18 protein-coding genes and 3 pseudogenes are annotated in these 22,697 nt (G+C 30.3%); 14 read left to right on the forward strand and 7 right to left on the reverse strand.

The features are described from left to right. The first annotated feature begins 169 nt into the window (after positions 1–169). The 7 genes from LQK79_RS01920 (at position 170) to LQK79_RS01950 (ending at position 8,831) form a co-directional block, all read left to right on the forward strand. Positions 170–3,667: an efflux RND transporter permease subunit gene (locus LQK79_RS01920; RefSeq protein ID WP_231015292.1), complete on the forward strand. Its 3,498-nt coding sequence runs from the start codon at positions 170–172 to the stop codon at positions 3,665–3,667. Between the two features lie 177 nt (positions 3,668–3,844). Next, positions 3,845–4,525 (forward strand): response regulator transcription factor, encoded by a 681-nt coding sequence (locus LQK79_RS01925; RefSeq protein WP_231015293.1) that lies wholly within the window; start codon positions 3,845–3,847, stop codon positions 4,523–4,525. Between the two features lie 33 nt (positions 4,526–4,558). Next, positions 4,559–5,569, forward strand: coding sequence for a sensor histidine kinase (locus LQK79_RS01930; RefSeq protein WP_231015294.1), 1,011 nt, complete (start codon positions 4,559–4,561; stop codon positions 5,567–5,569). A 104-nt stretch (positions 5,570–5,673) separates the two neighbouring features. Next, positions 5,674–6,441 carry an ABC transporter ATP-binding protein gene (locus LQK79_RS01935; protein ID WP_231015296.1) on the forward strand — a complete coding sequence of 256 codons (768 nt, stop codon included), beginning with the start codon at positions 5,674–5,676 and terminating at the stop codon, positions 6,439–6,441. Then, the gene (locus tag LQK79_RS01940; RefSeq protein WP_231015297.1) at positions 6,431–7,726 is read left to right on the forward strand and encodes an FtsX-like permease family protein; all 1,296 of its coding nucleotides are present in this window, start codon (positions 6,431–6,433) and stop codon (positions 7,724–7,726) included. Before LQK79_RS01935 ends, LQK79_RS01940 begins: the two co-directional genes overlap by 11 nt. A gap of 82 nt (positions 7,727–7,808) precedes the next feature. Continuing rightward, positions 7,809–8,285 carry a DUF3189 family protein gene (locus LQK79_RS01945; RefSeq protein ID WP_053240933.1) on the forward strand — a complete coding sequence of 159 codons (477 nt, stop codon included), beginning with the start codon at positions 7,809–7,811 and terminating at the stop codon, positions 8,283–8,285. 57 nt (positions 8,286–8,342) lie between these two features. Next, entirely contained in the window at positions 8,343–8,831 is a 489-nt protein-coding gene (locus tag LQK79_RS01950) for a GNAT family N-acetyltransferase (RefSeq protein WP_231015298.1), read from the forward strand. 109 nt (positions 8,832–8,940) lie between these two features. On the opposite strand, the gene arsA is transcribed toward LQK79_RS01950, so the two are convergent. The 5 genes from arsA to LQK79_RS01975 form a co-directional block, all read right to left on the reverse strand. Beyond that, entirely contained in the window at positions 8,941–10,692 is a 1,752-nt protein-coding gene (gene arsA / locus LQK79_RS01955) for an arsenical pump-driving ATPase (protein ID WP_231015300.1), read from the reverse strand. A gap of 14 nt (positions 10,693–10,706) precedes the next feature. Further along, positions 10,707–11,063: an arsenite efflux transporter metallochaperone ArsD gene (gene arsD / locus LQK79_RS01960; protein ID WP_231015302.1), complete on the reverse strand. Its 357-nt coding sequence runs from the start codon at positions 11,061–11,063 to the stop codon at positions 10,707–10,709. A gap of 114 nt (positions 11,064–11,177) precedes the next feature. Further along, positions 11,178–11,588, reverse strand: a complete 411-nt coding sequence (locus LQK79_RS01965; protein ID WP_231015303.1) for an arsenate reductase ArsC — start codon at positions 11,586–11,588, stop codon at positions 11,178–11,180. A 75-nt stretch (positions 11,589–11,663) separates the two neighbouring features. Further along, complete coding sequence (arsB, locus tag LQK79_RS01970; protein ID WP_269144035.1) at positions 11,664–12,707, reverse strand: ACR3 family arsenite efflux transporter; 1,044 nt, start codon at positions 12,705–12,707, stop codon at positions 11,664–11,666. A gap of 124 nt (positions 12,708–12,831) precedes the next feature. Continuing rightward, positions 12,832–13,215, reverse strand: coding sequence for an ArsR/SmtB family transcription factor (locus tag LQK79_RS01975; protein ID WP_231015304.1), 384 nt, complete (start codon positions 13,213–13,215; stop codon positions 12,832–12,834). Between the two features lie 359 nt (positions 13,216–13,574). On the opposite strand from LQK79_RS01975, the gene LQK79_RS01980 reads away from it, so the two are divergent. Together LQK79_RS01980 and feoB are read left to right on the forward strand one after the other, a co-directional pair. After that, positions 13,575–13,799 carry a FeoA family protein gene (locus LQK79_RS01980; RefSeq protein WP_231015306.1) on the forward strand — a complete coding sequence of 75 codons (225 nt, stop codon included), beginning with the start codon at positions 13,575–13,577 and terminating at the stop codon, positions 13,797–13,799. A 3-nt stretch (positions 13,800–13,802) separates the two neighbouring features. Continuing rightward, positions 13,803–15,563, forward strand: coding sequence for a ferrous iron transport protein B (gene feoB, locus LQK79_RS01985; RefSeq protein WP_231015307.1), 1,761 nt, complete (start codon positions 13,803–13,805; stop codon positions 15,561–15,563). A gap of 168 nt (positions 15,564–15,731) precedes the next feature. Here feoB and LQK79_RS01990 read toward each other — a convergent pair whose 3' ends face one another. Next, a complete protein-coding gene (locus LQK79_RS01990) occupies positions 15,732–16,886 on the reverse strand; it encodes an MFS transporter (protein WP_231015309.1) in 1,155 nt (384 codons plus the stop codon). Positions 16,887–17,212: 326 nt separating this feature from the next. Here LQK79_RS01990 and LQK79_RS01995 point away from each other — a divergent pair, with 326 nt between their 5' ends. The 5 genes and pseudogenes from LQK79_RS01995 to LQK79_RS02015 all read left to right on the forward strand — a co-directional run. Next, a complete protein-coding gene (locus tag LQK79_RS01995) occupies positions 17,213–18,673 on the forward strand; it encodes a BglG family transcription antiterminator (RefSeq protein WP_231015311.1) in 1,461 nt (486 codons plus the stop codon). 8 nt (positions 18,674–18,681) lie between these two features. Next, the gene (gene srlA, locus LQK79_RS02000; protein WP_231015491.1) at positions 18,682–19,185 is read left to right on the forward strand and encodes a PTS glucitol/sorbitol transporter subunit IIC; all 504 of its coding nucleotides are present in this window, start codon (positions 18,682–18,684) and stop codon (positions 19,183–19,185) included. Positions 19,186–19,229: 44 nt separating this feature from the next. After that, a pseudogene (gene srlE, locus LQK79_RS02005) lies at positions 19,230–20,186 on the forward strand (PTS glucitol/sorbitol transporter subunit IIB). 153 nt (positions 20,187–20,339) lie between these two features. Further along, a pseudogene (locus LQK79_RS02010) lies at positions 20,340–20,591 on the forward strand (PTS glucitol/sorbitol transporter subunit IIA); the annotation flags it as partial. A gap of 126 nt (positions 20,592–20,717) precedes the next feature. Continuing rightward, positions 20,718–21,285 (forward strand): annotated as a pseudogene (locus LQK79_RS02015) (sorbitol-6-phosphate dehydrogenase subunit); the annotation flags it as partial. Positions 21,286–21,426: 141 nt separating this feature from the next. Here the strand turns inward: LQK79_RS02015 and LQK79_RS02020 are convergent. Then, positions 21,427–22,581: an MFS transporter gene (locus LQK79_RS02020; RefSeq protein ID WP_231015312.1), complete on the reverse strand. Its 1,155-nt coding sequence runs from the start codon at positions 22,579–22,581 to the stop codon at positions 21,427–21,429. Between the last annotated feature and the right edge of the window lie 116 nt (positions 22,582–22,697).

A 22,697-nucleotide genomic window follows, 5' to 3' on the forward strand; every position in this document is an offset into this window, starting at 1 on the left:
CACTTTTCACATAAGTGAAAAAGTTAGTTTTTTAATGAGCAGGGCGAATTAAAACCCTTCACTTAGCTCGACAAATTCCGGTTTATCAGGATAAATTTGGAGATTGCAATTTTAAAGTTTCAAGTTGTCTATCTATAGTACGAGTTTTATGTGAATGGAGGATATAATATTGAACAGATTAACTAAATTTTCTCTTAAAAATATTTTTGTTATATTTCTTATAATAGTACTTATTGCAGCTGGAGGGCTTTATTCAGCAAAGACTATAAATATGGAATCTATGCCTAATATAAATATACCGGTTGTAACAGCTGTAACTATATATCCAGGAGCATCACCAGAGGATGTTGCAAATGATATATCAAGGCCAATTCAAAAATCAGTTTCAGGTATAAAAGGAGTACAGGATGTAAGGACTACATCAAATGAAAATGTATCTATAGTAATAGCTCAATTTGATTATTCTACTGATATGGATAAGGCAGAAAAAAATGTAGAGGATGCTGTTAATAAAGTTAAACTTCCTGACAATGCTAAGAAACCAACAATTTCAAGAATAAGTATGGGAAGCGCTCCTGTAATGACGTATTCTATAGAGAGCAGCAAAAACATAGACGAACTTACCAAAACAGTTAATGATAAAATTGAACCAAAACTTAGTGGGATTTCAGGAGTATCAAGTGTAGATGTAGAGGGAACTTCTAAAGATGATATATACATAAAGTTAGATAATGATAAGCTTAAGGAAAATGGTCTAACAATTTCAGATGTAAAGACTGCACTGCAGGGAAATAATATATCTTTTCCGGCAGGTAATGTAAACATAGGTGATAGTACACTTCCAATACAAATGACTAAAAAACTTTATACAGTTGATGATGTAAAAGCTATGCCTATAGCAGTGCTTCCAAACCAAACAAAAGTTGTGGGAGAAGCTTTCCAAAAAGTTCAAGGTGGAATGACTCAATTAGGACAGGCTGTTGGCCAACTTGGTCATGGTATGGGACAATTAGGTCAGGCAGTAGGACAGCTTGGACAAGGCATGGGACAAATGGGACAGATGGTTGGAGGAAATACAGAGGCCATTGCAATATTGAGTCAAATGCAAAAAGCACAGGCTCAAATAATATCTGAGCAGGCAATTTTAAGTAATCCAAATTCATCCGTTAAGGACAAAGCAGTAGCACAGGCAACAATATCAGGTGCACAAACTGCACTTCAAAAGGTTCAGGAGCAGCTTGATAAGCTTATGAGTGAACAGGTGCAAAATGGTAAAGCACTAACTAGCGAAGCAAAGGGTTCATCATCTTCAACGCCTTCAACATCAACGCAGGCAAGCAGTAGTTCAAGCTCAAATAGTGGCGCTTCTAATAGTTCAAGCTCTTCTATGCAGGTTAAAGTTATTTACCTTAAAGATGTAGCGACAGTAACTAGAGGGAATGCTGATGAAACCTATTTTATAAGATCTAATACAAAAAACAGTATAATAATGAATGTTTATAAAACTGATGATGGAAATACTGTAAATATTGCTAAGGATGTAGAAAGTTCTCTTGATGATTTACAAAAATCAAACAGCGGAATTAAATTTAACAAGATAAATGATTCTTCAAAGTATGTTAAGGATTCTGTAAATGGAATGGTTAGAGAAGGTGTTCTAGGAGCTGTCTTTGCAATAGTTGTTATAGCTATATTCCTTAAAAATATAAGAGCAACTATAATAGCTGTAGTTTCCATACCACTTTCAATACTTATAGCATTAATACTTCTTCCTAGGCTTGGAATAACCTTAAATATAATGTCTCTTTCTGGAATGGCGGTAGCAGTAGGACGTATAGTTGATGATTCTATTGTTGTCATTGAAAATATTCACAGGCGAATTTTAAAGGATGATGTGCCGAAAGACAAGGTAGTTCAAGTAGCAACGGATGAAGTTTCCTCTGCAATAACTTCTTCTACAATAACTACCGTAGCAGTATTCTTACCACTGGCTATGATAAGCGGAATAGTAGGAAAGATATTTGTTCCATTCGCATTAACAGTTGTAATATGTATTCTAGCATCTCTTTTGGTTGCATTAACAGTTGTTCCTGTAATGAGCAGGCTTATGATATTGAATGAAAAACCAAAGTCAGAAAAGAAAGAAGGAGCTGCAGTAGGATTATATAAGAAGGTGCTTAGCGGAGCACTTAACCATAAAGCAGCAGTTATGGGGATTTCAATAATTATATTTGCGTTATCACTTTTTCTCATTAAGGGTGTTGGAGTTCAATTCCTGCCATCTGATACATCCAATGTGCTAAATGGGACAATAACCATGGCTCCAGGAACTTCCTCAGAAAAGACCAACGAAGAAGCTTTGGAATTTGAAAAGTATTTAGTAGGGAGAAAAGATGTTAAAACTGTAGTGAGTTCTATTGGAGACAATAGTTCAAGTTCATCTTCAGCTGGGTCTATTCAAGGGAGTAATGCAGGTAAACTGACTATAGTTCTTAAGGATGGAGTTAAAAATGATAAAGTAGCAAATGAAATCATAAAAGAAGCTTCAGAAATGTCCAATAAAGATGTTAAGATTTCTGTTGCTGCTCAAAGTCTAACTAGTGGCGGTAAGGATAATGTTGAAATACTAGTAAACGGAAACAACATAAACGATATAACAAAAGCTGCAAATAAGGCTACAGAAGCACTTAAAGGAGTGAAGGAACTTACAAATGTAAGCAATACTCTTTCGGCTAAAAAACCAGAAATTTCTGTGGCTATAGATAGTGCTAAGGCCGCTAATGAAGGCCTTTCACCAATGATAGCAGCTGGAATGGTCCAAAGCATTATGAATTACAACAGTGTTACTACAATACAATCAGGAAAAAATAATATAAATGTGTACTTGGGATATGATACTAAAGATATTAACTCTTTAGATAAGGTGAAATCAATTCAGCTTCAGGGAGTATCGGGAAATTTTAATTTAAGCGATATAGCAGAGGTTAAGATAGCAGATGGACCTGTAAGTGTAGCTGAGCTCAATGGAAACCAGTATGCCTCAGTTACAGCGGATATAAATGTAAAAGATACTCAAGAGGCTTCTAAAAAAGCTATCGATACAGTTAAGGCAGTTAAAGGAATGCCAAATGGAGTTACCTTCACTCAAAATGGAAGTTCTAAAAGTATAAGTGATAGCTTCTCTCAAATGGGTATGGCAATGCTTGTAGCAATATTCATGGTTTATATAGTAATGGTGCTTGCCTTTGGAGAACCTAAAGCACCGTTTGCAATACTATTTTCACTGCCATTTGCAGCAGTGGGAGCCATATTCGCCTTACTTATAACAAGAGAGCCACTAAGTATTCCGGGACTTATAGGAATGCTCATGCTTATAGGAATAGTTGTAACTAATGCTATAGTTCTTTTAGATAGGGTACAGAGCAACAGAAAAAAAGGAATGAAGGTAAGAGAAGCTCTGCTTGAAGCGGGTTCTATAAGGATAAGACCTATATTTATGACAGCAATTGCAACGATAATGGCACTTATGCCACTTGCAGCAGGTTTTTCAGAAGGAGCGGTAATTTCTCAGGGACTTGGTATAGTTGTTATAGGAGGTCTTGTGATATCTACAATGCTTACACTTATAATAGTTCCTGTAATGTATAGCATTCTTGAAAAAGATTAATATAAAATTTAATGATTATTGTGTTTTTAAGTGTATTTGGTATTTTATCAATACACTTATTTTTTATGTTTAATGATATAATAATTTTATTACATAAATTAAAATGATATTAATTATATGACGTTAGTAATTTTAAACACTATGCATATAATGTGGTTTGCAAGATTGGAGGAAGTTATGTATAAAATTTTAGTAATAGAGGATGACAAAAAGCTTTGTAAATTTACAGAGGAATATCTTACAAGGTATAATTATGAAGTTTTTAATATAAATGATTTCAAAAAAGTTGAGGAAGAATTTGAAAAGATAAAACCAGATCTTGTACTTCTTGATGTTAATTTGCCTTACTATGATGGATTTAATTTGTGCAGAATATTTAGAAGAGAATCAAAAGCTCCAATAATATTTATGTCTGCTAGAGACAGTGAAGGTGAGCAAATAAGAGGACTTGAAATTGGGGCGGATGATTATATAACAAAGCCATTTAGCTTTGAACTGCTGCTTGCAAAGGTTCAGGCATCCATTAGAAGGACATATGGTGAGTATTCAGAGGATAGTTTGCAGGTTTTTACGGTTAATGGTATAACTTTAGATAAAAATACGTTTAAAATGAGCTATAAAAATAAATCTATAGATATCACTAAAAACGAACTTAAGCTTATAAGTAAGCTTTTAAAAAACGTAGATAAAGTTGTTACTAGAGAAGAACTACTGGAAGAGTTATGGGATGAATCTTCCTTTGTAGATGATAACACACTTACTGTAAATGTAACAAGGGTGAAAAATAAACTTAGTGAAATAGGTATAGAAAATGCTGTTAAAAATAAAAGAGGCATTGGATACTACATAACTTTTTAGAAGTAAATATTACATTATGTTAGGAGTTTTTAAATGTACAAAAAAATCATTAAAAACTTTTTAAAGGAGAATATTTTTTATAGTATAAGCTTTTTTTTAAGCTCAGGAATAATACTTTTTTATTTTTATGTTTCTAGGAATATAACAGACTTTTTTTATCCACTTCTTCTCGTATTTTCTATATATATTATTTTTATAACTGAGGAGTGGTTTAAATATTATAGATTTAATGTTAATTTAACTAGAGGAGTAGAGAGAGAATATTATAATCTTGAGGCAGCGACTCCAGAACAAAGGATGGCCCAAGAGGTCATTTTTAAGATACATAAAAAGTATGCAGAAGAAATAAGCAAAATAGATTATAGAAATTCTGATATAAAGTATTTCATTTCTCAGTGTATTCACAACATGAAAACACCTGTTTCTGTAATAAATTTAATAATTCAAAGAGAAAAAGATAATGTAGATAAAGAAGTTATAAAAAATCTTCAAGAAGAAAATTACAAAATAAAAAATGGTTTGGATCAAGTACTGAATGTAATAAGATTGGATCAATTTTCAAGAGACTATGAGCCAGAGGTAGTTGATCTTGTTGTGCTTGTTAAAAGGATAATCAATTCAAGAAAAAATCAGTTTATATATGGAAATGTATTCCCTAAAATTGAATTTAATATGGATAAAGCTTTAGTACTTACAGATAAAAAATGGAGCAGTTTCATAATAGATCAAGTGGTTTCAAATTCAATAAAATATTCTAAGATAAATAGGATAGGATATATTTTTTTTAATATAATTAGGGATGATAATAAGACACATATGATTATAAGAGATGAGGGTGTTGGAATACCTCAATATGACTTAAAGAGAATTTTTGAACCATTCTTTACAGGAGAAAATGGAAGAAAATTTGAAAATTCTACTGGAATAGGACTTTATATCTGCAAAAAGATAGCTGATAATCTTGGACACGAAATATCAGTTGAATCAGAGGTTGGTGAAGGTACTTCTGTTAAAATCACGTATATTTCCAAGGAAATTCTTTAATACTTACAAAAATGTAAGTCAATATTAATATAAAAAGATTTGTTATATTAAATAACTTTTTTATAATATATCTATAATATTTTTTATGTAAAGGATGTGAAATTTTGTACGTACTTCAAGCAGAAAATATAACAAAGGTTTACGGTGGAAGGCTTGAAATTAATTTAAATAATGCCTTAAATGGAATAAGTTTAAATATTGAAGAAGGAGAGTTTACTGCAATTATGGGTCCTTCAGGAAGCGGAAAAACAACTCTTTTAAATATATTAAGTGGTATAGATGAAGCAACCCTTGGAAATGTAAAGATAATGGGTAAGGATATAACCAATATTACAAGAGATGATATGGCTATTTTTAGAAGGGAAAACTTAGGCATAATATCTCAAGACTTTAACTTGATTGATGATTTGACTTTAGAGGAAAATGCCATTTTACCTCTTTTTATAAGAGACAATGTTGATGAAGAAGGTATAAGGAATAAAGTAGAGCAGCTTTTTAAGTTTTTTAATATATGGGAGGAAAAAGATAAATACCCTTATAATGTATCTGGAGGTCAGCAGCAGAGAGCAGCGGCTTGCAGAGCACTTATTACAAATCCTAAAATAATAATGGCAGATGAGCCCACAGGAAATCTGGATTCAAAGGCTGCTACAAAATTTATGCAGTATATGCAGATGGTAAATGAAAATAGAAACAGCACTATAATAATGGTAACTCATGATTCTTATGCAGCAAGTTTTTGTAAAAGGGTGCTTTTTATAAAGGATGGAAAAATGTATACGGAAATTTATAGAAAAGAAGGAAAAAAGGATTTTTTTAATAGAATATTAGATTGTCTTGCCATAATCTGTGGTGAAGTAGATGAAATATAAAAAGGTTTTATTTAAAAGTTTAAAGATTAATTTTTTTAGATATGTAAGTTTTATATTATCTGTAGGTTTTGCTATAATGATAAATTTTATATATTCTGCGGTAATTTTAAATAGTTATATTTTAAAAAATAATGAAAGTATCTTTATAAACGATATAGTAAGGCTTTCTATCATATACATAATGATGTGTATCTCCATATTTATTGTATATTCCTATGATAACTATATGAAATGGAGAACAAGTGAATTTAAAACATTTATCTTGCTTGGAATAACTAAAGTTGAATTAGAAAGGCTGCTTTTAATAGAAAGCACTATATTACTTACTACAGCCCTTATTTGGGGCACTTCTTTTGGTAGAATATTTTCTAAAATATTTTTTCTTTCAATAATTAAGCTGTGCGGACTTAAAAATGTACCTTTCGAAATTACATATAAAAACTATATTAATGTGCTTATATTATTTTTTTGGATATTTATATTGATAGTTCATAAGGTCTGTAGAATTTCTAGACTTCTTGATGCTAAAGAAATTTTAAGGTATAAAAATAAGCCTATACCAATGAAAAGTAAAAATAGAAAGCTAGAAATACTTATAGCAATACTAATAGCATGTGTACTTTATAAAAAAATGTCGGCACAATTTTCTAAAAGTATGGAGTTTTATGTTACAAATGTTTTTATAAGTATGCTTGTAGTTTATTTATCTTTTAATCCATTTATATGGCTTGTAAATAAGGCAATTAAAAAAAACAAGTTTAAAAATTATATACAAATAAAAAGTATTAAGAGTATATTTGATACGGGCCGCAGTCTTACATTTTTGCTTGCATTTTTAAGTTTTATGGTTATATCCTATGTTAGAATTAATTACATATATAATTTACAATATAGAAATATGGATACTTTACTAATGGCTAATAGAGTGGATTTTATATCCTTCACATATACTTTTACTGTGATTTTATGCTTTATTATTTTTTCAACTATAATTTTTTATAAGGCATCCTTTGGGATACGCATGGTGAAAAAGTTATATGATAAACTGTTTAAAATAGGAATTACCCAAAATGAGTTTAAAAAGCTCATAGCAGTTAAATTATGTGCTGCTTTTTTTGGGCCGCTTGTGTTGAGCTTGCTTATGAGTGTAGTATATATTGAAATTTCAAATTTAAAGTTTGTTTTTTCTTTTAAGACAATGCTTATTTATATATTATACTTTTTGATGCTTTTAATGGGGTGCTTAGCTGCTAAAAGAAAATATGAAGAGGAAATTTTTAAGTAAGCGAATATTTTTTGAGTTTGGTAAGACACTATTTATATTAAGAATTATGTTAAAAAATACTTAAATAGAGCAGGTGGAAGATATGATAGTTGTTTACCATGACGTTGGGGGAGCACATTCAACAGCCGCAGCGGCCAATATGCATATAAATAAATTACCAATGGATAGGATCCCTACAAAGGAGGAACTATTAAAAATGCCTACCTTTGACAAGATAACAAAAACGGATATGGGGCACCTTATTTATATTGGTGATGATGAACATAAAAATAAAGTATACACACTAGCAAGACAGTATAAACCAGACTTGGTGATACCAGCAATTAAGGATATGTACTCTATTTTGGAACCTAATATGGATGAGCTTATGATAGTTGATACTATGCCAACTGTAAATTTACTCATGAAAATAGGAGGTTTTAGTTCTAGAAGACTACACTGGGTTAGCTTTGGAAGACCTATTGTAGTTAAGGGAACTCAGCAGGCTTATATGGATATAGTCAATATAGTCAAAGGGGTAAAAAATAATTTGAAGAATTATATAAAAAGTAATTCTTAATTATTATATAGGTTAGTGATATAATATAAAAAATTTAATAAATTAGGGGGCCAATTCATGATTTTTAGGACAGTAAAAAAGGAAGAATTAGACTATATTTTTAAGCTTGGATATAAGGTTTGGAGCAAAAATAGAACCTTTGAAAAGTATTGTTTAGATAATGGTAAGGAAGACGAATTTGGGACAAGATATGCCTTGGAGGAAAATGGTGAAATAGTAACGTCTATAATATTGCTTAAATTTAAGCCAATTGAAGGTATCAGTGCATATGGAATAGGATCATTTGTTACTCCGGAAAAGTTTAGAGGTAAAGGATATGGACAAGCACTTTTGCAAAAAACTATTGGAACTGTATATAAAGAAAATCAAAGTGTAATTTTTCTCCACAGTGATTTAGAGCCTTCTTTTTATGAAAAGTACGGTTTTAAAGTATTGCCTGATAAATTTCAGAAATATGGCAAAAGCGTATATATGGCATATTGCAGCAAAGAAGTATGGAATAAAATAGTTGTTTTGGATGCAAATCAACTACCAAAGTATTTCTAAAGCGTACAATTCACAATAGTAGTTAAATTTCCTTCATTTCACCATAGAAAAAATTTGATTATATTACATATCTTTTATGGTGAAATGATGGAAGAAGTCAAGCATTAGATTATTTTATCAACTTTTTTAGATTGTTGTCCTTAAGTTCCTCTTTGTTCCAAGCAACAACTGCAAAATTACCAGAAGAAATTTCATTTACTTTATTTATCCACTTAATTTCACTTTTAGCTTTTGTCTTTAAAAAATCACTTTTTGTATTAGAAAAAAATAAGCTTGAATTTATTATCCACCACTTATTATTAATTCCTGCTCTTTTTAAATCTTTTTGTAATCTCTCTGCCTCATATACAGGAGTTGCTTCGGGAAGGGTTATTATCACTACTTCAGTTTCATTTTTATTTCTTAGCCTAGGAAGAAGCTTTAAAACTGATTTTGGAATATCGCCCTCGGATCTTTGTATTTCTTTATTGTAGTTTTGAGTAGAATCCAAAAGTAGTAAGGTGTGCCCGGTAGGTGCTGTATCTATAACCACCACTTCATTCTCTGCTTTATCAACTATATTCGCAAAGGCCCTAAATACTGCAATTTCTTGTGTGCAAGGTGAGCGCAAATCTTCTTCTATATATGCAATATCTTCCTCACTTATAGTTTCTCTAGCCTTTGATAATACTTCTTTTTTATACTTCCTAAGTTCCTCTTTCTCATCTATTTTACTTGATTTTATATTAACACTTTCACTTATGACAAATTTTAAATGAGCTGCTGGATCTGTTGTAGCTAAGTGAACTTTTAATCCTTTTTCTGAAAGCCCAATTGCTATGGCTGCAGCTAAAGTAGTTTTACCAACACCCCCTTTTCCCATGGTAAAAATAACTTTCTTTTTATTTGAATACAAATCATCAATAAGACTTTTTATACCTTTTAAGTTTTTGGTATCAAGCCTATTACTGCTTTGTTCGACAGTGTCCTTTTTTAGCATCATTCTTACATTATCAATTCCTGTAACATTGTAAGATCTTAAGGGTATTTCATAAGTGGTCATACCCTTTAAGTTTTCTGGGATATTTTTAAGGGCAAGCTGTTGTCTGTTATATAAGCTATTTGATATTTCATCAACATTAGCCTCCGTTGGCATTACGCCATTAATGACTAAAAGTTGATTATTGATACCTATACCTTTTAATTCAAGAGAAGCTCTCTCAGCCTCCTTAAGTGGAGAATATTCAGGTCTTGAAACTAGTATTAATGTAGTTGCTTTACTATTTGATAGGATTTTAACAGCATTTTTGTACATTTCTTTTTTGCCTTCCAAACCGGATAATTGACCTAAGCAAGAAGCTCCATGTGTGCTTTCACTTATAAAATTACTCCAGGCTGATGGTAATTGCAGCATCCTTAAGGTATGACCAGTTGGCGCTGTATCAAATATAACATGATCATATTTTTTATTTATTTTTTTATCAGTTATAAAAGTAGAAAATTCATTAAACGCAGCTATTTCAACAGTACAGGAGCCAGAAAGCTGTTCTTCCATATTATTTATTACAGATTCAGGAAGCTTTCCTTTATAAGGAGCTAAAACGGCTTCTCTATATTCTCTTGCTGCTTCTTCTGGATTAAGATTTACTACTATAAGATTAGGAACATCTTTTATAGCTGTTCCTTTATTATTAAGTTCAACACCAAATACATCCTGTAGATTAGAAGCTGGATCTGTACTTATTAAAAGAATGTTCTTGCCATTTTCCGCAAGTGTGACTGCTGTTGCACAAGCTGTTGAGGTTTTTCCAACGCCTCCCTTTCCAGTGAAAAATATATATTTAGTTAGTTTTATGTCTTCTGGGTTAAATAAATTGTACATTATGAACCTTCTTTCTAACAGCAGTTTTTCTTGGGTTTTTTGATACTTAAATGAGATATATCACGCTTAGATAATCCTGACCATGAGGCAAATTCATCATTTGTTGGGTATTCCTTAACTTTTACTATTTCACCATTGACAAGAGTTATTGGAAGCATATCTGCACCTTTATCCATTAAACATTCATTTATTTTTTTATTATCTATAAAAGCCTGAGGTTCACTAGAAAGATTGTGCCTAGTAACTTTAACTCCTTTTTTAAGCATATTGTTAATAACTGTAGCAACCCTTAAAAGTTCCTTGTTTATGCTAGGACCGCATACTCCTGTAGAGCAGCACATGGCCGGGTCAAAAATTTCTATTTTACTCATTTTTATCGCTCCTTATAAAGATAAAGCACTTGAAATTTGAAAATTAATTTGTACCAAAATGCTTTTCTTTGAGCATTATGGTACAAGTTGGTTTTGGAAGTTAAAATGGCTTCACTATAATTTAATCTCATTATTTTTAATTCTTTTTGCCAAACTTTTAACCTTTTCTTCAATGGCTTTTGCAGTTTTTATAAATTCATCATCATTTTTTCCTGATGGATCATCTAAGCCCCAATCTTCTGTATGCTTTGAAGGTAGGAAAGGACAAACTACATTGCAGCCCATTTTTATTGCTATATCAATTTTAGGAAGGTCTTCTAGCAATTTTGACTTTTGTGTTTTATTCATATCTATATTGTATAAATTATTTATAATTCTTACTGCATCTTGGTTTATATTAGGGCGCAGCTCAGTTCCGGCAGAGTAAGATTCAAATGTATTAGAAGCAAATAATTTACCTAATGCTTCTGCCATTTGTGATCTACAAGAATTGTGTACACATATAAACGCTACTTTGGGTTTCATTTAATATTCCTCCAGATTTAATTTTTAGATTTTATTAATAATATAAATATTTATCAGAATTTTTAAAAAGCATAACTATTGTTTAAAATATTTTCGTCCCCAATGTAGTGCTACATTTACAAGACCTATCATAACGGGAACTTCTACTAATGGTCCTATAACTGCTGTGAAGGCCTCTTTTGATTCTATTCCAAATACTGCAACTGCAACGGCTATTGCAAGTTCAAAGTTATTACTTGCAGCAGTAAATGAGAGGGTAGCTGTTTTTTTATAATCTATTCCTGCTTTGTAGCTTATAAAAAATGAAATTGAAAACATTATAACAAAATATATTAAGAGTGGAACGGCAATTCGTATAACATCTAATGGAAGAACAACTATATATTTACCCTTATAAGTAAACATAATTACAATAGTAAATAACAAGGCAATTAATGCAAGAGGGCTTATTTTTGGTACAAACTTTTTTGTGTACCATTCTGTTCCCATTTTAGGCTCCAATAGAAGTCGTGTAAGTAATCCTGCTACAAATGGTATTCCAAGATAAATTGCTACGGAACTTGCCACTTTGCTCATAGAAATATCAACTTTATAGCCAGTTAGTCCAAACCATGTTGGAAGTATAGTTATAAATATATAGCAGTACAGTGAGTAAAATATAACTTGGAAAATTGAGTTAAAGGCTACAAGTGCAGCCGCATATTCTGTATCTCCTTTAGCTAAGCTATTCCAAACAATAACCATAGCTATGCATCTTGCAAGACCAATTAATATAAGTCCAGTCATGAAGGCTGGGTATGATTTTAGAAAAACAACTGCAAGTATAAACATTAAAATTGGTCCTATAACCCAGTTTTGAAAAAGTGATAAACCTAGAATCTTTGGATTTTTAAAAACCTTATACAGTTCTTTGTAATTAACTTTTGCAAGTGGGGGATATAGCATAACAATAAGTCCTATAGCCATAGGAATAGACGTTGTACCTACTGATAAACTTGATAATGTTCTAGAAAGACTCGGCACAGCCCATCCTAAAAATATTCCTACTGCCATTGCGGTAAAAATCCATACTGTCAAATAACGATCAAGCCATGATAATTTTGATGAGTTATTATTCAAATTAATCAACTCCCTTTATACAATTATAGGAGGGTGTGATAAAGTCCATTTTATACATCAAAATGTGGAAAAGCAAAGCATGTAATTATTGATATATAAGGCTTTATAAACTGTAAAATTATAGTTAATCACATTCTCCTATATTGTGACATGCTTTGCCTTCTTTTAAATCATCACAAGTTAAACCACTGTTTTTATATTTTTTTAGCCTTTGCAAATCCTTTTTACACTGTTCTAACTTAATTGCCTGTGTTCTTAAGATTTCATCTATAAATGGAAAAGCTTTAATTGTGTCGAGATCTATTTTGTAGTATACATATTTATTTATCTTATAGTAATCGAGAATTTTAGCAGTTGTAAGCTTGGTCAAATGACGTGATGCATTAGATTGACTGATGTTTAACACAGTTTCTATTTCACATACGCACATTTCATTGTCTTTAAGCAAATTTAATATTCTCATGCGTGTTTCATCAGATAGTGCTTTCATCACTTGTATTAAATCCATTATTTTCACTCCTATCATATGAACATATTCAATTATAATCATATGGCATGTGAGTTAAATTTGCAATACTATTTTAAAATTATAGTCCAATGCTTGTTCCAGGACCTGTAATCATAAATGCAAGAACTGCTTCACAACTGTGCGCTGTGCACTTATTTTTTATAAGTTAAATGTTATTAAAAGGATTTTTGCTAATTTTACTGTTTCAATTTGTACATCTACATATTATGTAATTCTGATATGCTAAACGATATTGACAATTATTATCATTTACAATATAATATATTTAGAAAGAGCTTTAGATAGCTTTTAACAATAAACCAATATATTATAATAATTTATATATGGAGGCGTTTAATATGAGTTTATATGATTTAAGTCTTAATGGAATAGGGAAAATAAAAAGTATAGAAGGTGATGAAAGATTGTCAAAGAGGTTATCAGCTTTGGGATTTACAGAAGGAACTAGAGTTAAAATTAAAAATTTTGCTCCATTTGGTGACCCTATTTTAGTAAGTGTAAGAGGATATGATGTTGCAATAAGAAAGAATGATGCAAAGAATATTTTCTTAAAGGAGGCCTAAATAATGACCACTGCTGCACTTATTGGCAATCCTAATGTTGGGAAAACCTCGTTATTTAACATACTTACAGGCTCAAATCAATATGTAGGAAATTGGGCGGGCGTAACTGTTGATAAAACTGTAGGATTTTTAGATAAATCCGTTGAAATAGTAGATTTACCTGGTATATATGCTATGGATACTTATTCAAATGAAGAAAAGGTATCAAAAAACTTTTTACTTAATGAAAAGGTTGATGTAATAATAAATATAGTAGATGCATCGAATCTTGATAGAAACTTGTATCTTACAACACAACTTAAAGAATTTAAAAAGCCTATTATATTAGTTTTAAATATGATTGATGTGATAGACAAAAAAGGAATTATAATAAATTATGATAAATTGTCACAAGAATTAAAGGTAAAAGTTATACCTATAGTGGCAGCAAAAAATAAAAATATAGATAAAGTTAAAGAAACCTTAATTAAAGGAGAATTTTTGGGCTCTCTAGATAATGATAATTACTGTTTTCATTCCGAAGAAGAAGCCTATAAGTACATAGAAGAAGTATTAAGTAAATGTGTAGAGCACCCATCAAAAGAAGTAAAATCAACTACAGAAAAGGTAGACAAGGTATTATTAAATAAATTTTTGGCATATCCATCATTTGCAATTATTATTTGGATTATATTTAAGCTTACATTTTCTTGGGTTGGGGGGCCTCTTCAAAATTTAGCTGATGATTTTGTAAACAATTCTTTAATACCACATTTACACTCTTTATTATCTTTCACTAGTCCATGGTTTAATTCCTTACTTATAGATGGAATAGTTGGAGGAGTCGGATCAATAATTGTTTTCCTTCCAATAATACTTACCTTGTTTTTTTGTATATCAATATTAGAAGACAGCGGATATATGGCAAGAGCAGCATTTTTAATGGATGTAATTATGAGGAAAATGGGACTGTCAGGTAAAGCATTTATTCCACTTGTAATGGGATTTGGATGCTCGGTGCCCGCAATAATGTCGGCAAGAACTCTTGAAAGTGAAAAGGATAGAAAATTAACGGCTTTAATAGTACCGTTTATGTCATGTAATGCTAAGTTACCTATATACGCTTTACTTACAGCTGCATTATTTCCTAAAAATCAGGGGCTGGTTATTGGTTCTCTTTATTTATTCGGAATTATTATTGCGTTTATAATAGGAAAGGTATTTAAGAACTCATTATTTAAAAAGGATGAAGAACCATTAGTTATCGAATTACCTGAATATAAGGTTCCTGGACTTAAAAGCTTGCTTATGCATACCTGGGACAAGGGAAAAGGCTTTTTAAAGAAAGCTGGTACTATAATATTTTCAATTTCAGTTATAATTTGGTTTCTTTCACATTTTGGTGTTAGTGGTATGGTGAGTATCAAAGAAAGCTTTCTATCAGATATTGGCCGTGTATTAGTACCATTTTTTTCACCTTTAGGATTTGGAACATGGCAAAATTCAGTTTCAATAGTTAGCGGAATGGCGGCTAAAGAGGTAGTTGTAAGTACAATGAGTGTTCTATATGGAGCAAGTATTTCAACTATAATTCCAACCTTGTTTACTCCAGTTACAGCTTACGCATTTTTGGTCTTTGTGCTTTTATATCCACCTTGTATTTCAGCACTTGCAACTATGAAAAAAGAGTATGGAACAAAAATGATGCTATTTCTGATAGTTTATCAAATATGTATTGCATGGATTGCCGCTTTTGCGGTGTACAGAATTGGAAGTTTGTTGTAAAAGATGTACATTGAAATATGGTGATTTAAAAAAATTCTAATAAGTCTTGGTATTTTGTGATTCTTTTACCTTAGACTTATAGAATTTTTTTAATGTTGCAAAGCATTGTTACTTCGCAATATTTTTAAATTAATTTTTAGTGTGATATCTCCTGCGGATTGTGAATTATTAATCGTGTATGTTCTTTTGTTTAAATAGCAAATATCTTGCAGAGACTAAGGCAATATATAAATAGAAGAAAATTTGAATTATAAATACATATGTTATCTTTATTCCACCTGCAAAACCTATTATATATGTTAAAAGTGTTGCTCCAAGGTTGTTGAACATGCTCATTGCAGCTGAAGTAGAAGGTATTTGTTCTTTTGAAATATGCTGCATTATATAACCTTGTATAGCTGGGTATATTGCAGATATTGTTATGCCTATAATTGAAATTCCGATTATAGCATGGAGTTTAGTATTTCCAAGTAACATAATTAGCACACCTAAAATTGATATTATAGGAGAAATAGAAAGAAATTTAAGTTGACCAATTTTTTCTAATAAAATATCTGAAAGTGTTCTTCCAATAGTAAAAAGGATCCAGAAGCCTAAAAGTATACCTGGAACATCAAGTTTGCTCAAACCATAATACTTTTCAAGAAAATTTCCAGTCCAGTTTGTTGTGGAAATTTCTGCTCCAACATAAAAGAATATTGCTATACAAAGCATTAAAGTAAATGGATTAGAAATTACAGAAATAAATTTAGTTTCTTTAGATCCAAATTTTATTATAGAAACTTCTTCAAGTTTAGTTGCTAAAAAAATAAATATGCAAACGGTTAACATATGAAAAATATAGGTGTAGCTAAAATTTATTCCGCTCTTTAATATGAATCTATCAATTGGTTGTATTAAAATTCCACCGAGTCCAAAGCAGGCATTGTAAAGACCATATTTTTGATATTTTTTTGGTAGTAGGGAAAGTAGAGTGACAAGGCTTAAGCCAGATAATCCTAGCGCAAGTCCAGAAATAAAGTAGGCTATTAAAAGTATGTAAAATGATGTTGAAAATATTATTATAATGCTTGATAAAATGAGAAGTAAAAGCCCACAATAAAGGCTTTTTTTAAGACCTAATTTTATAATGATTTTTGCACCTATTAGACTCATAATAAATGATGCACAGTATACAACAGACGGAAGCATTGAAATAACACTATTTGATACATTATAGGTGCTTCGTATTGTTGTTATAAAAGGAGATAGGGTATTAGAAAATAAAGATAAAAAAAATGTGCCTATAAAAATTATAGCCATGTTTTTGAAGTTTTTATGCATAGTTTTCCTCCTTGTAGAATGATGAGTGCGTTAATTTATATATACGTTTACATATATGCTTATATATTATAGCATATATATATGTCAACGTATACGCATAAATGGAGCCGCTGTGCTAAAAAATGATGACCAGATTGCATGCGGTGAGTTCTATCGAGAGTGTCTGCTGAAGATTGGCTTCTAATCCATAAAATAGAGTAGTATAATATAATCTACATTTATAATTAGTATATAGTTTTTCATTATAATTGTGAAAAACTATATATTAATTATTTGCAAAATTTAATTTATAATAAAGGCAATAAGAACAGAAGAGGATGATTTAAATGTTCATAAAATCTATGGATGGTCGTCTGACTAATGTCTTAATGAAACTAAAAAGCAAGGAATTTAATAAAGCTGAAGAAGTAGCAGAATATATGAATATAAGTGTAAGAACTGTGCACAATTATGTAAAAAAGTTAAATGAGATTATGAAAAATGAAACAGCAGAAATAATTAATGTTAATGGAAAAGGGTATAAACTAAAAATTTATGATGAAAATAAATTTCAAGGACTTATTTCTTGTGTTTATAAAAATAATGTTAATCTTCAGGAGAATCCAATATTAAATACACCAGAGGATAGGAGATTGTATATTTTAAGCTTTTTAATTAAAAACAGTAATAAAATTATTAAGATAGATGATCTTTCAGCTGTAATGAACATAGGGAGGACTACATTAACTAATGATTTAAAGAAGGTAAAATCTCTTCTAAAAATATATAATATTAAATTGTTAAGTAAAACTAATTCTGGAATAAAAATTCAGGGTGATGAATTAAATATAAGAATGGTGATTTTGAATAGCTCCTGTAAAGGTTTTAATACAAATGGAGTATTATGGAATAAGTATAAAGACAAGCATGAAATTATAAAGGTGAATATAATGAATATATTTGAAAAAAACAATTTTAATACTATAGATGAGAATTTAGATAGAATATTAAATTACATTTTAGTGATGATTGTAAGAACGAAACAAAATAACCCAATAAAAATTGTAGAAGACAAATATTATCAAGTAATGAAAACAAAAGAGTACAATATAGCTTTAAATATTAAAGAAATGTTGGAACAAGTTTTAAAAATAAAGTTTGAAAATGATGAAATCTTATTTTTAACATTACCATTAGTTAGTTGTGAAGCATCAGCAAGTTCAAATGATGTTGAATTAAGCGATAATATAATATCATTGATAAAAAAGATAGTTGCTGAAATAAATTATGAGTTTGGAGTATCTATAGATATTGATGATGAAATTACAAAGAACTTAGGATGTCATCTAAAATTTATGATAAATAGACTTATTTTTAATGTTAGAATAAAAAATATGCTAACTAAAGATATTAAAAGAAATTATCCCCTATCTTTTGAAATGGGTAAAGTAGCTGGCAATTTAATTGGAAACGATCATCACTTAGAAGTAAGCGAGGATGAAATTGCATATTTAGCACTATATTTTCAGAGCTATATAGAAAAAAACAAGTTAACTAATTATAATATAAAAAAAATTGCCTTGGTTTGTGGCACTGGACTTGGAACAGCTCAGCTTTTGAAGATAAAATTAAAGAATTTATTTAGTGAAGACGTAGTATTTGATATTTTTTCAGATACACAACTTGAAAATGAAATTTTGAATCAATATAATATGGTGTTTACAACAATCAATCTTAATGTAAAAATAAAAGTTCCTTTAATAAAAGTGAATGCTTTATTTAATGAAGATGATCTTAGAAGAAACTAGGTACAGTAATAAATTTTTTATTGGGATTTATGCAAATAAAAAACTTTAACATAAATTATATTGAAATGAGAAAAAAGGGGAAAGTGGCGATAGGAAGAAAAAGAGGATATATTCAGGTGGGAATTATAGTAATGCTTCTAATCGATAATGACGGCATTATTGTAGATTGTAGAAAAATGCAAGGTGTAACTGTATTTGCTAATCCAATGACTTTATCACTAGGAAAATTTTTACCTGAAAAGTATAAGCCAAGTTATTATACAACAGCAAGTTTTAGTTGCCACACTATGAATGGATTATTTCCACATATCGATGCATCAGAGTTATTTGTATTTTTAGGTATAGCAAATGGTATAAGTAAATTAGGATTCCAAACAGGTGATTTAGCAGTAAGATATTTTTTAGTTGGTATGGTAACCAATTTTTTTAGAGGTTGGATAACTGATTTTACAACTTCATTAGTTGAAAAACAACAAGGCGTTAAACTTAAAACAGAAGTAGTTATGGAATGATAATGTGATTTTATTTAATTAAAATATTATTTATGGAGGCATGAATTATGAGCTATAACAAAGTGAAAATAACTAAAGGTTCAAGTGGATGGGGGGGGCCCAGTAATAGTTTCACCTACGGAGACAAGAAATAAGATAGTTTACATTACTGGAGGAGCTAGACCTAAAACTGCAGAAATCATATCAGAATTAACAGGGTGTGAGCTTGTGGATGGTTTTACTAAAGGAGTTAAAGACAGTGAAATAGCATGTGTAGTTATAAATTGTGGAGGAACTTTAAGATGTGGAATTTATCCACAAAAGAAAATTCCTACAGTTAATATTATGTCAACAGGGAAAAGTGGACCAATGGCAATGCTTATGAAAGAAGATATTTATGTATCAGCAGTTAAACCTGAAAATGTAGAAAAACTATAAAGGAGGATATTTTTAATGGGATACGATTCAAAAAAAAGATTAGTGAGCAAAGCAGCAGTATTTTCGCGACTATTGGAATAGCTCTTGGAAAATTTACAAGCATACTTTTTCAAGCAGGTAGGGACACAATAAATACAGTTATCGAAACGATATTACCGTTTATGGCATTTGTTGCAGCTCTAATAGGTATAATTAACGCATCTGGTATAGGCAATTGGATTGCTCATTTGTTAACACCTTTGGCAGGTAATATATTTGGGCTGGTTATTCTATCACTTATTTGCTCTTTTCCATTGCTTTCTCCATTCCTAGGACCTGGTGCTGTAATAGCACAAATTATAGGTACTTTGATTGGTGTTCAGATAGCTAAAGGAAATATACCACCAAGTTTATCGCTGCCAGCAGTGTTTGCTATTAATTCTCAGGCAGCATGTGATTTTATACCTGTTGGATTAGGACTTGCTGAAGCAGAACCAGAAACAGTTCAAGTTGGAGTTCCGTCGGTTCTTTATTCTAGATTTATAACGGGAGCGCCTACAGTTGTTGTAGCTTGGCTTGCAAGCTTTGGATTATATTCTAAATAGTTGCATTTAAATAAATGATTTATAGAAAGGACATTTGATTATGAATATAATTTATAAGACGCAAATAACTAATATAGGAAAAATGGCTCAAGATTTTTTAGAAAGCAATATGTTTATAATTTTAAAGATAATGCACCAGAGGAATTAGCTGATTACTGTTATGTTCATAGTGAAAACAATCTTAAGGAAGATATAAAAGCTAATGATACTTTGTATATAGATGATAATAAATACAACATAACTGCAGTTGGCAATGCTGTGAATGATAATTTAAAGCAACTTGGTCACATTACTTTGAAATTTACAGGTGATGAAGAAACTTCACTTCCTGGAACCTTATTTTTAGAAAAGAAAAAAATTGTACCACCACACAATGGTACAATAATAAAAATAATAAGAAATTAAAATATAACCAATTTAATTATAAAAAATAGAAAGTTATTAGTCAACATTAATAAAGCGGATATTGTAGAAATTATGAGTTTAAATATTATAATATTTTAAAATTAATATGGAGGTAAATATAAATGAAAAACTTATGGCAAAGTCGATGTTTTAGTTAATAATGCAGGAATAAATATGCCAAGATTATTGGTCGATGCAAAAAATCCTCACAGTAAGTATGAATTAGATGAAAAAATGTTTGATAAAATGGTAGCAGTAAACCAAAAAGGAACATTTTTATGTTCACAGGCAGCAGCAAGAGAAATGATAAAGAATTATAAATGTAACTTCTGAATGTGGACTTGAGGGTTCACAGGGACAAAGCTGTTATGCAGGTACTAAAGGTGCAGTTTATGCATTGACAAGATCTTGGGCAAAGGATTTGGGAGAATATGGAGTGAGAATAGTAGGAATAGCTCCGGGAATAATAGAAAAAACAGCAATGAGATCCCAGGAATATGAAGAATCATTAGCTTATACTAGAGGAATCACTATTGAAAAAATGAACAGTGGATATCAAAATTCATCAATCCCGCTTAAGAGAGTTGGAAGACTAACAGAATTAGCTGATTTAATTTGTTATTTAGCTTCTGAAAGATCAAGCTATGTGCATGGTGTTACTATTAATATTTCAGGTGGTAAGTCTAGAGGATAAGAAATAATAGAGTTTTTATAAAAAACTTTAGAAGAGGACTTACTATGATAGAATAAAAAAAATAAAAGAAGCCAACGCATTAGCATATTTTTATGTTAATGCGTTAGTCTCTTTAAACAAAACCTTGTTAAAAATCAAAAATTAAGCTTTTATATTTTTAGGATTAAAGATAAGATATTTTACTGAAACTAATATTATGTATGCATAGAAAAATATCTGAATCATAAAAACATAAGTTATTTTCATTCCACCTGCAAACCCTATTAAATAAGTTAAAAATGTAGCGCCTAAATTATTAAAGATTGCTATAATTGATGACGCAGAAGGTATATCTTTTTTTGAAACATGCTGAATAATATAACCTTGAATAGCAGGGTATATTAATGATATGGTTATACCTATAATTGCAACACCTGTAATAGCTTGAAGTTCAGTTTTACCAGATAATATTACAAATATGCCTATAATTGATATTAATGGTGAAATAGATAAAAATTTAAGTTGACCAACTTTGTCCAAGAATTTATCACCCAAAGCTCTTCCAAGAGTAAATAAAATCCAAAATCCTAATAAAATATTTGGAACCTCTGCTTTACTTAAACCATAATATTTTTCAAGGAAGTTTCCAGTCCAGTTTGTTGTTGAGATTTCTGCTCCAACATAAAAGAATATCGATATTGATAGTAATAATACCATTGGATTCTTTAGTATCGAAAAAGTACCTGTATTTTCTGACTCATTTTTTTCTATAGGTATACTATCAAGTTTAAGTGTTAGAAGTAGAAATAAGCATACGGTTACAATGTGCATTATGTAAGTGTAGCTAAACCCTATTTGATTTCTCAAAACAAATCTGTCAATTGGCTGTATTAAAATTCCACCAAGACCAAAACAAGCATTTGCAAGACTAAATTTCTGATAATCTTTTGGCAGCATTGAAATATAAGTATTTAGTATTAAAGAACCCATTCCAACTGCTAAACCAGATAAAAAATATCCAACTAAAAGTACATAAAAGGATTTTGAAAATAAAATTGTCAAACTTGCTAAAATTGCGAAAATAAAGCCTAGACGAAGACTTTTTTTAAGTCCAAGGTCTATCATAAGTTTTGCACCCAATATACTCATAATAAATGACGCACAGTATACAACAGATGGCAGTATTGCTATAAGATCGTTTGACACTTTATAGGTGGCTTTTATTGTCGTTATAAATGGGGATAGGGTGTTTGAAAATAAAGACAAAAAAAAGAAGCCTATAAAAATTATTATCATGTTTTTTAAGTTTTTGTTCATAATTTCCTCCTTGGGGGTTTTATGTTGCCATAAGGAGTAAAAATACGAGCTATTGTAATAGTATACAAATTCCTCAGTTGAAATTGGTCATAATGGCTATATTATATCATATATAG

This window comes from Clostridium guangxiense (assembly GCF_021043395.1).
Lineage (GTDB): Bacteria > Bacillota > Clostridia > Clostridiales > Clostridiaceae > Clostridium_S > Clostridium_S guangxiense.